The organism is Vicinamibacterales bacterium, assembly GCA_036012125.1.
Lineage (GTDB): Bacteria > Acidobacteriota > Vicinamibacteria > Vicinamibacterales > UBA823 > UBA11600.
This window is the reverse complement of sequence record DASCOS010000020.1, coordinates 1-14,738: the sequence shown is the minus strand read 5'-3', so window position 1 is coordinate 14,738 and position 14,738 is coordinate 1. Positions and strand designations below refer to the sequence as shown.

Genomic DNA, 14,738 nt, shown 5'->3' with positions numbered 1-14,738 from the left:
AATGGTTTAGTGCGGAGTTCTAAAAGGGAGTAACTAGGATGCGTGTGAGAAGGCGAATCGTAGTGGGTGCGCTAATAGTGGCACTGATTGGGGTGGCGTCGCCGGCTATTGCCCAGGCGCCGATGGAACGGTCAGCGTATTTAGAGTACGCGAGGGGTTCAGCAGATTGGACTTGGGAGAACTACGACGACCTGATCACGCGTTGGCGCGAGCAATTTGATTCGGAGAGTATTTTTGGCTATCGGCCGCCAGGCCGTCTACTTGAGATGGCCGTGATCTATTCATACCTATTCGAAACTGAGAGGGAGCCACTCTACGCTGAACGTGCCAAGCGGGTCATACTCCAGTTTGGCGATTATCGCAGTCAGTATCCACAATCTGCGATTGACCGTCGCCCTGACTATGCTGATGGCGTACCAGCGTTACCAGATTTTTTTCGGGTAATGCGCTACATCAGAGCGTTCGAAACTCTCGACCGCCTTAATCAGTTTTCCTTGGAAGAGGCCCGTGCCGCCCGGGAGGTGATCGAAGACAGCATGGAATATCTGTTACGGACGGTCGAGTGGGGAACCATGAATCGAACCATGCTCCGAGCTGAATCCCTAGCCTGGGCGGTCCGAGCTTTGCCAGATCATCCTCGCGCTGAAGTCTGGCGAATGCAAGATCGGGCGTTGGCTGATGACAACTGGGGCAACTGGGAAATTGAGGATGCGACCATCTATCACGGCATCTGGCTGTACGCCTTGATGGGTCATGCTGATGTGTCGGGTCGACTAAATGCGCTGTTCCGTACCCCCGAGATGTACTACTACGCCCAATACTTCCTGAATTTAATGGCACCGATTGGCATGGTCCCGGATTTCGGTGATGCCAACTGGTTGCGCAATTGGCAGCACTACCTGGTTTTCTTTGAAGCCACAGCCGCAGCTTATGAGGATTCCCAGCTTAAGTGGGCGGCTAATGTTATCGCCAACCGATTTGTTGACTTTAACGACCCTGTTGATGTCGGGCTCGGATACTTTCTGTTGGATTGTTATCGCTGGGGTAGCGATAGCATCGGTGCAGAGATGCCCGAGGGGTTATCGGCTGAAGTGATGGAGGACGTTCAAGGGAAAAAGATTGTGTTTAGAAATGGATGGGACGCAGATTCGACCTATCTGCTTCTCAATTACCGCGACGAGGGAGACGGAGGACTTAATTTTCGTGATTACCTTCGTGACACGATCCCCGTTGAGGAAGAGAAAATGACTCATGGGCATGCTGATGAGAACAGTATCACCCTGCTCATGTCTGGGGGGTCGGTCCTTCTCCACGATGGTGGTTATAGGGATTACATGCCGAGCGGGCCATTCGGTGCCTATCGACAGGACTATTTCCACAATCGTCTGGCAATCCGTCCGGAGAAGATTTGGATGGGACAGGAAGCAGGGGAGGCGCGACTCGATACACCCGATGCAGTGCCCGGACAGTCCATTTTGGATTTTCTGCACAACGCGGGTTCCTATCGCCGGGTTCGAACGCAAAAAGTTGATTTCTTAAGTTTGTCTGACGTCGACTACAGTCGAAGTCGCATGATCGACGATGGTTGGGGTTTCGAGTGGGACCGGGTAATCGCTTACATCAAGGATCCCGAAATCTTTGTTGTCTTCGACATCGTAAAAGCACGCGTTGAGGAATACTTCACGATGGCGAACCTGTGGCACACTCGGCGTATTGTTGAGCAGGGTGACCACTGGTATGACACGGTCTACGATCAAATCGGTTCTGATGAACTTCCAGAGAATCGACATCTATTAATCTATTTTCCAGACACGCACTTCCGACTTGAGGGCACCGAAACAGAAACGCGTCATTATCAGACTGAGACCCTGATACATCAGACCACAGCGCATCATTTTGAGCTTGGTGAGACCGAGGGTTTCGTGACGGTGTTGGTGCCCCACGAAGCGGGTGAGTCGCCTGAGTCATGGGTGGATCGGATCAGGTTGATAGAGCCAGTTCCAGCTAGGACTGGGTTGGGGGTAGTCATTGAGGATGGCGAGAAAACGATCACGGTTGGTGTTAAGCAAGATCTTCGAATGGACATCGCCCGAGACTGGCGGCGTCCACGTTACACCTATGAAGCTGGTCGGATCCAATTCGACCAGGTCGAAACCAACGGTGATTTTGTGTTTGCGTCGCTCGTAGACGGAGAGCTGAATTACACGATTACCAATCTGACTAAAGCCACGTACGGAGAGCAGGTGCTCTACGAAGGGCGCCCATCGTATTTCTATTTGGCCTTCGACGGCAGTCGGGATGCTAGTGGAATTGGCAAGATGCGATATTGGCGGGGACAGGTGAGTCTTGAGCCCTAGCATGCCGTCGAGTTTCCTTCGTACGGGCGAGCCGGCATTCGACGAACTCTTCGATACGGTCCGTTCATTTCTCGAGCAGGATGTTATGGAACTCGTCGTCGATGGACGACGAGTAAGTGGATTCCGCACACCGGATGCAAGCTCGATTTGGATTCGAGACCATTGCGACATGTTGCGGATGGGGCGGTATTTTCACGCGGACGCGACGAGTATCGTTGAGCATTTTGCCGACACGCAGTCAACGAGTGGTCGGATCTTCGATTACGTCACCACTTATCCTGAAAAACTGCCGTGTGAGCGCGAAAACTGGACGAAGTACGTTCGGGTACCGGTAGAGGCGGACGTCGAATACCGGTTCGTCAAGGCGGCCTGGCTGGCGTGGCAGGCGTGCGGTGACGACGATTGGATCTGTAGGCATCTGCCAGTGATGGAGAGAGCTCTTCGCTACATCATGAGCCATCCGTGGTACTGGGATGAGCAGCTCAATCTGGTAAAACGCGCATACACAATAGACACGTGGGATTTCGCCTATACGGCTGGACGTCATGAATGGCTTCAGTTTCAGATCGATGAGCACACTTTCTGGGGCATTATGCACGGCGACAACAGTGGTTACTACGAGGCCTTTCGCATTTTGGCGGGGTTATACACTCACTTCGGTGACCCAGAGCGTGCGGCATACTGGACCGAGCACGCGCATGGGTTGAAGGCGCGGACGAATGAAATCTGCTGGAACGGAAAGTTTTATACCCATTTCGTTAAGCGCACGCCAGTCGGGATCGCCGGTGTAGACGAAGCGGCGCAACTGAGCCTGAGTAATCCGATGGATATCAATCGAGGGCTTACGGAGCAGGCTCAGGCGGTGTCGATCATTGAGGAGTATCAGCGCCGGCGTAAGACGTCGCCAGCTTTTGCGGAGTGGTTTTCGATCGACCCTCCGTTTCCCGATGGAGTCTTCGGAGACGAGAAACTCGTGGCTGGCGCCTATGTCAACGGTGGCATCATGCCGTTGGTCGGTGGGGAATTAGCACGTGCGGCGTTCGAAACCGGCTTTGAGTCGTATGGTGTCGATATTCTGAAGCGGTATTGGGCTCTAATCGGTGAACGCCAAGCGACCTATTTGTGGTACTTCCCTGATGGTACGCCGGCCAGTGTTGAGGCTAGTACAAGTCCGGAGGCTCAGCCGACGGATGGTTGGGGTTCGTCGGCAATGCTGTACGCGCTTGTGGAGGGACTCATCGGGCTTGTCGATGAAGGGAAGGGCTTCGATAAGCTTTTGTTGGCTCCTCGATGGGCGGTGACCGGAGTCCGGACCGTCGAGGTTCAGCTCGGCTACGCGGCGTCCGGGGCTACGGTTGGATATGTGTATCGCGCTGAGGAGGAGAGACTGCACCTTGAACTGTCAGCGCCATCATCCAGTGTCCATCTACATATCCTGCTTCCAGTGGGTCGGGTTGCAGTCGGGGTGACCGTCGATCACAGTCACGTGCCCTATCGCAACACCCAAGTACGATCTAGCGGCTACGTAGACATCGACCTCGACATAGATAGTCGTGCGAGCCTGACCATTGAACTGAGCGTTGGACCTGAAGTGTCATGACGGTCGCCGACGCACTGGCTCGAGTACAAGCAATACAGATTAACCCTGGCGCGGCAGCGGTGGTGACTGCCGCTGCTGAAAGAATAGCCGCGGCGTTCGGTGCTGACATTGTGCGCACCTCTACCGATGTTGAGGTGAGGACTGCGGGCGTTTTTCAGATCTCATTTCCTGAGCGTAATGGAGTCGCCGGGAGTACGCCGGCTGTGTTCCTCCGTCTTAGCGAGGATGGGGCTGGTTTTCTCACGGCCACTTCATCCTCACTTTTGTATGGTGGTGTTGTAAACCTCTTGAAACGGCTTGGTGACGAAGCTGTGAACAAGTATCGGGACGGGCGTCGCATGGATGTTGCGTTCGATTGGCAACGTAGTCTTTTCGATTTTGTTTTAACGCAGGAAGGTCGGTTCCACTACGGACGTGACCCGGCCGCCTACGTTGAGCAGTTAGCAGCCCGAGGCTTTACCCACGTAGAGGTGAACGGTCTGGCGGAGTCCCATGGGTTGGAAGCAGGTCCTCCAGGTGAGGCCTACCCGATGTTCTATACCTATGGTCCGGCGCTGGATCAATTCGTGAGCAGTAAGCTGAACGCTGGACTCTACCCAAAAGAGTGGCTCGCAGCAAACTTGGCGAATCTGAAAGCAAATGCCGCCTTGGTCGTGAAGTTCGGCCTCGTGCCAGGACTATTCTGCTTCGAGCCACGCTCGGTGCCAGAGAAGTTCTTTGAGCAGTATCCGATGTTACGCGGTGCACGTGTCGACCATCCCTTCCGCAGTTTTCAGCCACGCTACAACATGACGATTACGCACCCCATGGTGCAGGCGCATTATGCAGAAATGGTGGAGCAGTTACTTATTGAGGTCCCAGAGTTAGGTTTTCTGTCGGTGTGGACGAATGACAGCGGGGCGGGTTTTGAATACACCAAGTCGCTTTATGTTGGGCGAAACGGCGGTCCCTACCTGATTCGAGAATGGAATGATGATGCTGACATCGCTCGGGTTGCCGGCGGGAATGTCGTGCAGTTTTTACGTGGACTCCGGGACGCCGGCAGGTTGCGAAACGCCGCCTTTCGAGTATTGACGAGGATGGAATCTTTTTACGGCGAGCATGACACGGTCTGGGCGGGTCTAGGGGACGGTGTCGGGGTTGAAAGTGCAACATTGCTCGGGCGGGGGTGGGAGATGCCTTATAAACACCCTCGGTATCCCGAGTCGTCTGGGGTAAACGCTGGAACGGTTCATCAGGATCGGTTCGACCCACGTGAGCGAGAATTGATGGCTGACCTTGAGGCACGCGGTGCGCGCGCGGACCTTTATTTCGCAGCTGGACCGCATGCAATGTTTGCCCCCTTGCTCGGTGTGCCATATCCCCGTTTGACGGGGCACAGACTTCAGATGCTCCACGCGAACGGTGTACGAAACGTCGCTCACCTAGGTGGGACGCCGCTGCCAGGGATCGTGCCGTTTGATCCAAACCATGAGATGGTTGGCGCGTTTCAATTTAATCCCGAGTTAGATATCGATCGTGAAACTGAACGCATGGCTGAGCGTGAGGTTGGTTCGGAACTGAGCCCAACGTTGTTGAGCGCCTGGTCTGCCGCTGAAGAAGCGATTCTGGCCTACCCGAACGCCGTCCCGTTGTATTCGATGTATGGCTTCGTCTGGTATCGCCTGTGGGCTCGGCCCTTTGTGCCTAACATTGAGGCCATTCCAGAATCCGAGCGAGCTTACTACCAGAAGTTCATGTGCACGACTCCACACAATCCAAACAATGTGGACCTCAGTCGCGATGTACTTTTTCAACTGACGACTCTTGAGTTGTGCCGAAAGAACCTCGCACACTTCGATGCCAACGTCTGGACTCCAATTGACCGTGCGATCGAGCTACTGGGGCGCGAGTGTCGAGGGATGGACAAGCCCTCAGCTGGAAACGTCATGTATGACCAGTGGATTCGCTTAAGGGCGTTGAAGTGCTGGTTCCGGACGCAGCGTAGTGTTATAGCGTGGGTGGTCGGTGTTCACGGATTTCTCGAGGCCGATGAGGCACGCGACCATGGCGCTATGAGCGAATACCGGGTGTTGTTAAGGGACATGATGCTTCAAGAGATCGCCAACTCCAAAGACCTGCTCGAGCTCTTGGCCTCAGGCGTTGAGTTCATGGCGACGACCGACCAGCAGGAAACTCCACTAATCCACGGTCGCAATCTGGACGTGCTGCTAAATAGGCGGCTTACTTTGATGCAAGCCCACCTAGACGACCAGCCCTTTATTGATTCGAGTTACATGCAGCGGAAGGCCGCGCAGGCGGTAGATTAACGATTTATCAGGAGGGCACACGCCCGAGTGTTACTGACCGAGGAAGAGGTCACGGCCTTTGACTAGGTTCGCCATCTTTCTGTCAGCAACGCTTCGCGGCAACATCCAGAACCCGCAATCTGGATGCACCCATTGAATCCGTTCGGGACCGAGTATCTTGGACGCTTGCTCGATTCGCCCTGCTACAGTTCTCGGGGTCTCTACCTCATTATCTTTGATGTCAATCACCCCGACGCCGAGAGCGATTTCGGGTCTAAGATCGCGAAGCACCTCGAGTTCTTCGTAACCGCGCCGAGCGAATTCGAGTAGAAGGTGATCAGCGTGCAGAGCGTTTAGGAAAGGTAACAAATCCTTCCACGAGCCCTGCTGAATCGTTGAGCCGCCATAATTTCCAAAACATAAGTGGACCGCCGTTTCGTGTGGTGCGGCGTCAAGAACCGTGTTGATCGGCTCGTGCGCCCAGTCACGGTCTTCGGGATGGCCCGTGAGATTAGCCTCGTCCACCTGAAGGACGGGTGCATTGATTTCTGCAACTTGGGTTGCCAAGATTTTCGCTAAGTCCATGCACAGTGCGCGAAGGTCACCATAATGGCTGTCCAGGAGGGTCTTCGCGAGCATATAGGGTGAGGTTACTGTGAACTTAATCGGCTGTTTAGTGAGCGATGGCAGCAGGCTCCAGTGCGATGGTAAATCCAGTGTGCCGGTTCCGAGTTGAGTGCGGACGACTCCGGCCGGCCGATTACGGAACTGCATGCCAGGTTGTGCACAAAAAGCAGCCCGCTCCTCTGGTGTGAACTCCGTGGCAATGCCTGAAAGGGGGCGGATGAAGAACTCGATCATACCGTTTGTATCTGGGTGATTCACGTCGAAGCGAGCGAGCTCTCCGTCGCTCAACACGTCCAAGCCGGCGACTTCCTGCGTTTTCAATACAACCAGGAGTGCGTCGCGCAGTGTCGGCCGGGACGGCATAGCGGATAGCCAAGCGGGGGTTGGGTAGGAACCGACTACCTCCGTGCGGATCGACGGTATGGACATGGCCCGGCATTATAGTCTCGTCTAGGCAATTTGAGGGATTGGGCCGTGTATAGATAGAAGAAGTGGCCCAGATTGGATAATGAGCGAACATGATACGCTTCGCCATCTGCTGCGGTAAGTCGCACGGAGTATTCGATGCGCGGAAAAATCTTAATTGTTACGGGTGACGCTGGGGAGAGCTACGAGGCGCTTTACGCGATTCACCGGCTACGGGAGGCTGGTTATGAGGTTGCCGTGGGGGCGCCGAGTAAGCGTCGACTGCACCTTGTGGCCCATGACTTTGAGCCTGGCTGGGATACCTATATTGAGCGACAGGGCTACGGCGTTGAAGCGGATGTGGCGTTCGGCGCTGCGGTAGCTGAAGATTACACAGCTGTGCTGGTGCTCGGTGGGCGAGCGCCGGAATACCTCAGGCACGACGCCGGACTCATTACACTGGTCCAGCAGTTTTCGAACCTCAATCGTTGGGTGTTTGCGATCTGTCATGGAATCCAAGTCCTGATTGCTGCTGGCCTCGTCAAGGGACGGCGTGTCACGTGCTACGAGCATGTACGGAATGAGGTGGAACTTGCTGGGGGTGTTTACTGTACCGACCAGGCCGTGCAAGATGGCATGTTCGTTACCGCCCAGACCTGGCAGTCGCATCCAGAATTTTATCGAGAAGTGTTGCGGTGTCTCGGGAGTCCCGAAGGTCAAACGAAGGTTATCGCAAGTGCGGGTCGAAGGACCTTTCACCGGGAAACGTGCGATTGGGGGCAGAGTATTTCGCGACATGACCTTGTGGAGTGGGAGAACCGTGAGGGGGCTATAGCTGACGGTTCTTTACCTTGTAAAACATGTTTAGCGTGACACGGTTAAGCCGGTGAGCCCGTCTGAGTAGTGTATAGGTAAGACACGACTTGTTTGAACCGTTTGGTCCAAGGAGGAAGCATGAGATGGTCTCGACGTGAGTTCGTTCGGTCGGTCGGATGTGGTGGGACAGGGATGCTTTCGCTGCCCTTTATCATCTCCCGCGGGCGCGAGGAGCTATCGGCGCGTGGTATCGAAGGCCAGACTCCGCCATTAATCGAGCCGGGGTTCATTCGCATTAGTGGTAATGAGAATCCACGTGGACCAGGCGATGCCGCCTTGCGAGCACTTGATGGGCGCGTGTCCTTTAAGGTGGGCCGATATCCGGACAATCCTCCCGGTCTAGCAGAGACTATCGCTGGACTCTACCGCGCCAAGGCCGACAACGTTCTTTTGAGTACGGGCTCGGCGGGTCTGTTGGCTGGTGCTGTCCGAGCGTTTACCTCGCCAGAACGCCCCCTAGTGAACGCCTCTCCATCCTATGGTGCACCGGTGGCTACGGCGCGGCGCATCGGCACTCCTATTCGGGAAGTGCCGGTCATGGCTGATTTATCCATTGATCTGAACGGAATGGCTGAGGCGGCGAAAGGTGCTGGCTTGGTGTTCTTGTGTAATCCGAACAATCCCACGTCGACGTTCCATTCGGGTCTGTCGGTTGCAGCGTTTATTGATGACGTGCGCCGCTCATCGCCTGAGACAATGATTCAGGTCGATGAAGCTTATATTGACTATTCCGAGGACCCGATTGGTGGCACCGCTGTTCCGTTTGCCCTCGATGATCCCAACGTTTTTGTCACTCGCACGTTTTCTAAGGCCTACGGGATGGCTGGGTTGCGTTTGGGCTACGCCATCGGCCGGCCTGAGACGATGCAAAAGATCGAGGCTGCTTGGGGTTTGGGGAGCGTGAACGTGCTAACAGCGGCAGCGGCTATCGCCTCATTGAATGATCCGTCGCACATGGAGCGTGAGCGGCAGGAGAACGCGCGGGTGCGAGAGTTTGTTCACTCGACCTTCAAGGGTCTAGGTCTAGGTGTCCCATTGTCGAACACGAACTTTCTGTTCGTTGGTCTCGACCGTCCAGTTGGGGACTTTCGGGATGCGTGTCTCGAACATCGAGTTCAGGTAGGTCGGAATTTCCCGCCGATGCTCGACCGCTGCCGTGTGTCGCTCGGCACGATGGGGGAAATGCGGCGTGCGTCCGGGGTCTTCGCTGAGGTGCTACGGACCGGGTAATCAGCACTCAAAGTGGTTTACTTCTCGTTGGTGTCCAGGGTCAAGTCAGCGAGCTTCGACTTCGACGCGTAGTCGGAGCGTTGGATGTGTTTCGGGTGCTACCAGAGCCGTTAGTACTTCAAATTCGAGGTCGAACACAGATTGGGGTTCGCCTGTCACGCCAAGCGTGACCTGACCGTGGGCCGGCACGCGAACCACGGCCGAGTGTTCGGCGAACCGGTGGGCGTTCGTGTTGCGAAGGTCGACTGCAGCGTCGGAATTGTTCGATAACGTCACGTCCACCACCTCACTCTGGCTTCGTACCACGGCATCAGAGACCGTGACCGCGGTTTCGAGCAACGGTACCAACGTGTCTTCTCGTCCGATCAATAAATTGTTGAACCACGCGATCGTGCGGCGTGCCAGGAGTGCCTCCCGCACAGCTTCAGCCGTTCGCTCACGGGCCAAGACTAGTGTGACCGTGCGATGTCCTCCGTCATGTATGTCGTAATCCCAGTCAATGAGCCCGTGAATGTCAGAGACCCCGAGGATTGTGAGGTTGTGGTCAAGGGCGATTTGCAGTGCTTCTGCTGAGTAGTTACCGGCGTTAGCCACTTCGATGCCGTGGAGGAGGCGACGCTGGATCAGTTCCCTGTGCATGTCGGTAAGCCGGGCGACGCCATCGGGACGTTGAGTTGTCCACGCGGGATGATTCCAAAAGACAAATGCTTCTTGACGGTCGGCCGCTAGAAAAGCATCCATGACCATGTTCGTTCGAAGGGGGTTCGCGTCAGTTAGAAACACAGCATTGACATGGCCTGGTGGCATGTCACGGGTGATTTCCGCCCCATTAACAACAAGCAGGTCGATTTGTTGCCGGTCGACATACCCGGTAGCTAGTTCGAATGACCGATTTCGATCGGGGTGTGGGATGTCAACTGCGTGGGGTTGGTATTCTAGGTGCTCGGTAATCGCGATGAGGTCAAGCCCGTCTCGGCGAGCTTCGTCGACCCTAATATCCGGCCACACACTGCCGTCGGAGAACACAGAATGGGTATGCAGGTCTACCGCCACAGTGCGGAAGCCGGGTACATCTGGAAATTGGATTGCCCGGTCGTCCGTCGCCAAGGCACCGCTTACCCACAGTGCCGAAGCCATCGCGACTACACCACAACGCCAGATCATCGAGAACGCATTCGTCATTACTTGAATCTCCACACTGATGATACTCGCCCTTAAACGTGGAGCTCCCAGTCGAGGGTTTCGTCAGCCAAACGCTCAGTCCGCAGGGCGAGGCCGCAGCCAGGCGTATCAGGCACCCGCATTCGACCCTCACGAAGTTCGAAGTCGGACGCATCGAAGAGCTCGGTGTGGGCGGGATCTTGTTCGGCCATAACGAAGTTCGGAATGCCGCGTCCGAGTATCAGCTGCATGTAGAGCCCGAGGTATGACCCCCAGTTGTGTGGAGCCAATCCGATCCCCGAAGGTGCTGCCGTTCGCGCGAGGTCTCGTAGTTCGGTGAAGCCGAAGCGGCGCATGTCGCCTTGCAGGACGTCGAAGGCGACGCGATCGATATATGGCGTGAAATGCTCTGGCTCACTGGCGGATTCTCCGTCAGCCACTAACGTGTTCCAGTCCCGAGAACGGATCCACCCCTTCAGTTCAAGATCTTCCTCGACCGATTCGGGGAACATTTCTTCGACGAAGAAAAATTCGATGTCTGCTTCTTTCAGGAACCGCTTTGTCGTGGCCAGGTCGTAGCCGTTGTTCGAATCGACCATGAGCTTCACGTCAGGACCGACGTGCGCGCGAATAGCGCGGACGACCTCAATATCGCGGACGAGTCCGGGTTCAGGCGCCATCCATTTGAATCCGCGCCCGACCTTGATCTTGAACGCCCGATGGCCAAGCTCGAGACTGTGGTCGATTTCCTCCAAAATTCGTGGAATTCCTCGGTCCGCGTATTCTGGCTGCAGGTCAGAGAAGTAGATGCTGCCGTCATATACGGGCACCCATTCTGGTCCGTAGCCACCCAGAAGACGCCACGCCGGTTCGTTGAGAATCTTTCCCGTCAAGTCCCAGAGTGGCGCGTCGCCCCGTCCCAGAGGGCTTACGATGCCGCGCCCCGGTTGAAAGAAGTCGAGTGGATCCCTGTCTAGAAGTTCTGCGGCGTCACCTTCATTCGACCTCGACCAGCCGAATCCTTGTTGGCCTCCCGTCGTGTCAATGATCAAGAGGGCATCGGTCGCCGTGTCTCCGTGGACATCAAGGTGGGAGTTCTTGCCGACGACCTTCCAGCGTTTCGAGGTTACAGTGAAACGGCGGACTCGATTGATGCGGTTCTCAGCAGAGTTCGTCGTCGCCTGATCTTTGTCGGTACATGCAGCCTGGTTGAGCGCAGTACCCAGAAGCGTAGCGGGGGCCAACTGAAGCACATCACGACGACTCCAACCCTGCCTTCGTAGTTTCATCAGCCACGGACCTCGATAAGTTTGAACTTGCCGCGCATGTTTAGCAGGGCCTACTTAGGAACCTCTTCGAGAATTGCCTGCAGCACGGGAATGTCTCCCACCGGAGGGGAAGCCGATGGCAACGATTGAAGGAAGGCATAAATATCAGCCAGCTTCTGATCCGACACCTCCGGTTGCTGATACGGTGGCATTCGCTCAGGGTTAGTGGGATTACGAAGGTACTGGATGAAACGGGCCTGGCGCATTCTGGGGGGGTTCAGTCTGGTGCCCAAGCCGTTTTCTGCTGTTGAGCCATGACAGCCGTCACAGGTGTACTCTTCGAATAGGACCTTCCCGGTATCAGCATTGCCGATGAGGTCGTTGCTACTTTGCGGGGTGCTACCGTGGATGCCTGCGAACAGTCCCGCTACCGTTAGCAAGGCGAGGACAAATGGATGCATGTGGTTCATATCGCGCTCCTTATCCTCGTGGCTGTGTCAGTACATCGATCACCGCCGGTTCACCCGCCCTGACTCGTTCAAGCCCTCGGCGCAAGGCCGGTGCAAGGTCATTCGGATGTTCTATGGGACCCTCGCCGTAGATTCCGTAGGCTTTTGCCATTTGCGCGTAGTCGATATTGGGGTCGCTAATAGTTGTGCCGATATGGGCTCGGTCCACGCCACGGTTACGAGCCGCACACTGTTTCTGGAGGAACATCACCTCCGCGTGGTACGCACGGTTATTCGCCATAATGGTCAAAAGCGGTATCTGATGGTGGGCTGCCGTCCATAGGACCCCCGGTGCATAATTTAGGTCGCCGTCGCCCTGGATATTGATGGAGAGTCGTCCATGCTTCCGATTGGCGAGTGCCGCGCCTACCGCTGCGGGTGCACCGTAGCCCATCCCTCCAGCACCGTGAGCTCCAATAAAGTGATGGGACTTTTTCATATCCCAGAGCCGACTCGGCCAGTTGCCGAGAAATAGCTGTGGGGAAACGAACGACCAGTCGTCGTCTTTGATCAGCGGCCACAATTCCGCTGCGAGGCGAGCCAAGCTAACCGGCGCTGCGTTCCATCCGTAGCGAGCTTCCGAGATCTCCCGGCGCCTGGCCCGTGCGTGCACGTCAGCAATCTTCTTACCACGATCACTGAAGAATCGTTGCCGGTCGCTGGTGATCAGGCGCCGAACCTCTTCGATTAACGCTGGCAGTGTCGCCTGCGCATCAGCCGCAATGAGGAGGTCCGCGTTCCCTGCGCCGTTACCAAACACGTTGAAATTACTGGTGACGAGGAATTCCGCTGAACTTATCGTGACAGTGGTGAGTTCGGAACTGTCAGTTGACGCGGCACTTGGCCTACTTGACCGAGGGGTGCTTGGTGTGGCCCCAATTCTCGCACCAGGCTCAAGATTCAAAATCAAGTCAGGCACTCCGGTGCCCGTGCCCTGGAGAGGATGACGGGAAGGGAAGTTCAGCCGATTGCTGACGCCGTTAACGGGAAGTTGTAAAAGTTCAGCCAGCTCAACGAGTAGATCGATTCCCTCTTGCGTCCGCGCAGCTTGGCCGGTGTTGATGCGGGGATTGTCCGCATCAACCAATAACCGGGCAATCTCTTTCACTGAGTTGCTGTCAGCACTCGGAAATTTGGGTAGGGACAACCGGGGAATACTAGGTGCCATCTCGACTGGAGCCTTTTGTTGCGCAGCGTCTAGAACCAAAAGGACCGGTGCCATCGGCGGGGTGGTCGCCAAAGTGTACGCTCGCATAGCAGACCGGCCAAAGTCCGTTAACGAATTGGGCTGATGGTCCCATTTCACAAAGTTTCTGACGATTGCGGCGAGGTCAGTGGCGTTATGTGCTGATACTGGGCCGTCGTAGTCAAGCCCGACCGCCATATAGACCGGCACCCGGTCAACGTAGGCGTTATAAATTGCCATCGTGGCATGCTGGAGTCCCACGGTGCCGTGGAATAGGGCCATCATTGGCTTTCCTGCGATCTTGGCATAGCCATGTGCCATCGCGACGGATGACTCTTCGTGAAGACAGGTCAAGAATTCCGGCATCTGATTGTTACCGTGATTGATGATTGACTCCTGCAAACCGTCAAAGCTCGAGCCGCAATTTGATGCGCAGTATTCGAGGTCAAGGGCTCGAAAGACGTCGACCATGTAGTCAGACCCTGGATTCTCAACGATAAAACTGTCGACTTTGGGGCTACGCGCCAGACCTTCGTTCCCGTTTGCTCCACTGTCTTCGGGTGAAGGGATGTTGGCTGATTGGTCCGGGTTGCCGGATTGAGTTTGTGCGGTGACCGCCTGGTCGCCTACGAGCATCGCTGCTCCGGCAGCGCCAGCCGCCGCGCCTTTGATAAACCGGCGACGATTCACCGAGTGCTTGGCCGTTGCCTTCGTCACCTTCTTCATTGCTCGACCTCCCGGGTTGGTTCCCTCAATGCCTTCGAGATGCTGGCACTTCGGTCACTAGGAACCCATGATGGTGAGCCATTATAGCGTGACCGTTTCCACAAGGCGGAGCAGATTTGGAAGTGGTCAGATTAGGGGAGAGAGGAGGTCTTCGCGCAAAAAACCGGCGCGTGCCTTTGTAAGCACGCGCCGACTGGAGGAGCAAGGTGTTACAGACGACGGTCTGGATTGTTGATCGTCCGCCACATGTGGGATGACGACGAGTCGTCCCATCCCAAGCCTTCCTTCGGCTGCTTGAAGTGGCGTCCGATGATGTCGATGAACGGCTCGATCGACACGATCTTACTGCGGTCAAATGCGTAGAGGTCATTCACGGTTACGAGCCGCGAATGCTCATACCACTTGTGGTTTCTTACCTTCTGATAGGTGCGCTGCAGGTAAGGCTCCGGCACGTAATCCTCACCAAACGTCCGGAGGTAGCTTTCCGGATACTCGTATCCGTAAT

At 55.7% G+C, this 14,738-nt stretch carries 11 protein-coding genes; 5 read left to right on the top strand and 6 right to left on the bottom strand.

Translation table 11 applies throughout. The features are described 5' to 3' along the window. Window positions 1-38 precede the first annotated feature (38 nt). The 3 genes from QGH09_07110 to QGH09_07100 are packed head-to-tail and all read left to right on the top strand — an operon-like array spanning window position 39 to window position 6,266. Window positions 39-2,357, top strand: coding sequence for a hypothetical protein (locus QGH09_07110; GenBank protein ID HJO17950.1), 2,319 nt, complete (start codon window positions 39-41; stop codon window positions 2,355-2,357). Window position 2,358: 1 nt separating this feature from the next. Beyond that, window positions 2,359-3,957, top strand: coding sequence for a hypothetical protein (locus QGH09_07105; protein ID HJO17949.1), 1,599 nt, complete (start codon window positions 2,359-2,361; stop codon window positions 3,955-3,957). Then, a complete protein-coding gene (locus QGH09_07100; protein ID HJO17948.1) occupies window positions 3,954-6,266 on the top strand; it encodes a hypothetical protein in 2,313 nt (770 codons plus the stop codon). The genes QGH09_07105 and QGH09_07100 overlap by 4 nt, the downstream gene beginning before the upstream one ends. A 30-nt stretch (window positions 6,267-6,296) precedes the next feature. Here QGH09_07100 and QGH09_07095 read toward each other — a convergent pair whose 3' ends face one another. Next, entirely contained in the window at window positions 6,297-7,301 is a 1,005-nt protein-coding gene (locus QGH09_07095) for a cobalamin-independent methionine synthase II family protein (GenBank protein HJO17947.1), read from the bottom strand. Window positions 7,302-7,436: 135 nt separating this feature from the next. Here QGH09_07095 and QGH09_07090 point away from each other — a divergent pair, with 135 nt between their 5' ends. Both QGH09_07090 and QGH09_07085 read left to right on the top strand, forming a co-directional pair. After that, complete coding sequence (locus QGH09_07090; protein HJO17946.1) at window positions 7,437-8,150, top strand: DJ-1/PfpI family protein; 714 nt, start codon at window positions 7,437-7,439, stop codon at window positions 8,148-8,150. An 81-nt stretch (window positions 8,151-8,231) separates the two neighbouring features. Continuing rightward, window positions 8,232-9,383: an aminotransferase class I/II-fold pyridoxal phosphate-dependent enzyme gene (locus QGH09_07085; GenBank protein HJO17945.1), complete on the top strand. Its 1,152-nt coding sequence runs from the start codon at window positions 8,232-8,234 to the stop codon at window positions 9,381-9,383. Window positions 9,384-9,428: 45 nt separating this feature from the next. On the opposite strand, the gene QGH09_07080 is transcribed toward QGH09_07085, so the two are convergent. From QGH09_07080 to QGH09_07060, 5 genes are all read right to left on the bottom strand, one after another. After that, window positions 9,429-10,565, bottom strand: a complete 1,137-nt coding sequence (locus QGH09_07080; GenBank protein HJO17944.1) for an Sb-PDE family phosphodiesterase — start codon at window positions 10,563-10,565, stop codon at window positions 9,429-9,431. 32 nt (window positions 10,566-10,597) lie between these two features. Continuing rightward, window positions 10,598-11,833, bottom strand: a complete 1,236-nt coding sequence (locus QGH09_07075) for an enolase C-terminal domain-like protein (protein HJO17943.1) — start codon at window positions 11,831-11,833, stop codon at window positions 10,598-10,600. Between the two features lie 50 nt (window positions 11,834-11,883). After that, window positions 11,884-12,273, bottom strand: a complete 390-nt coding sequence (locus QGH09_07070; GenBank protein HJO17942.1) for a c-type cytochrome — start codon at window positions 12,271-12,273, stop codon at window positions 11,884-11,886. A gap of 19 nt (window positions 12,274-12,292) precedes the next feature. After that, a complete protein-coding gene (locus QGH09_07065) occupies window positions 12,293-14,233 on the bottom strand; it encodes a thiamine pyrophosphate-binding protein (GenBank protein ID HJO17941.1) in 1,941 nt (646 codons plus the stop codon). Window positions 14,234-14,442: 209 nt separating this feature from the next. Continuing rightward, window positions 14,443-14,738: hypothetical protein (locus QGH09_07060; protein ID HJO17940.1), on the bottom strand; the 296-nt coding region annotated here is incomplete at its 5' end.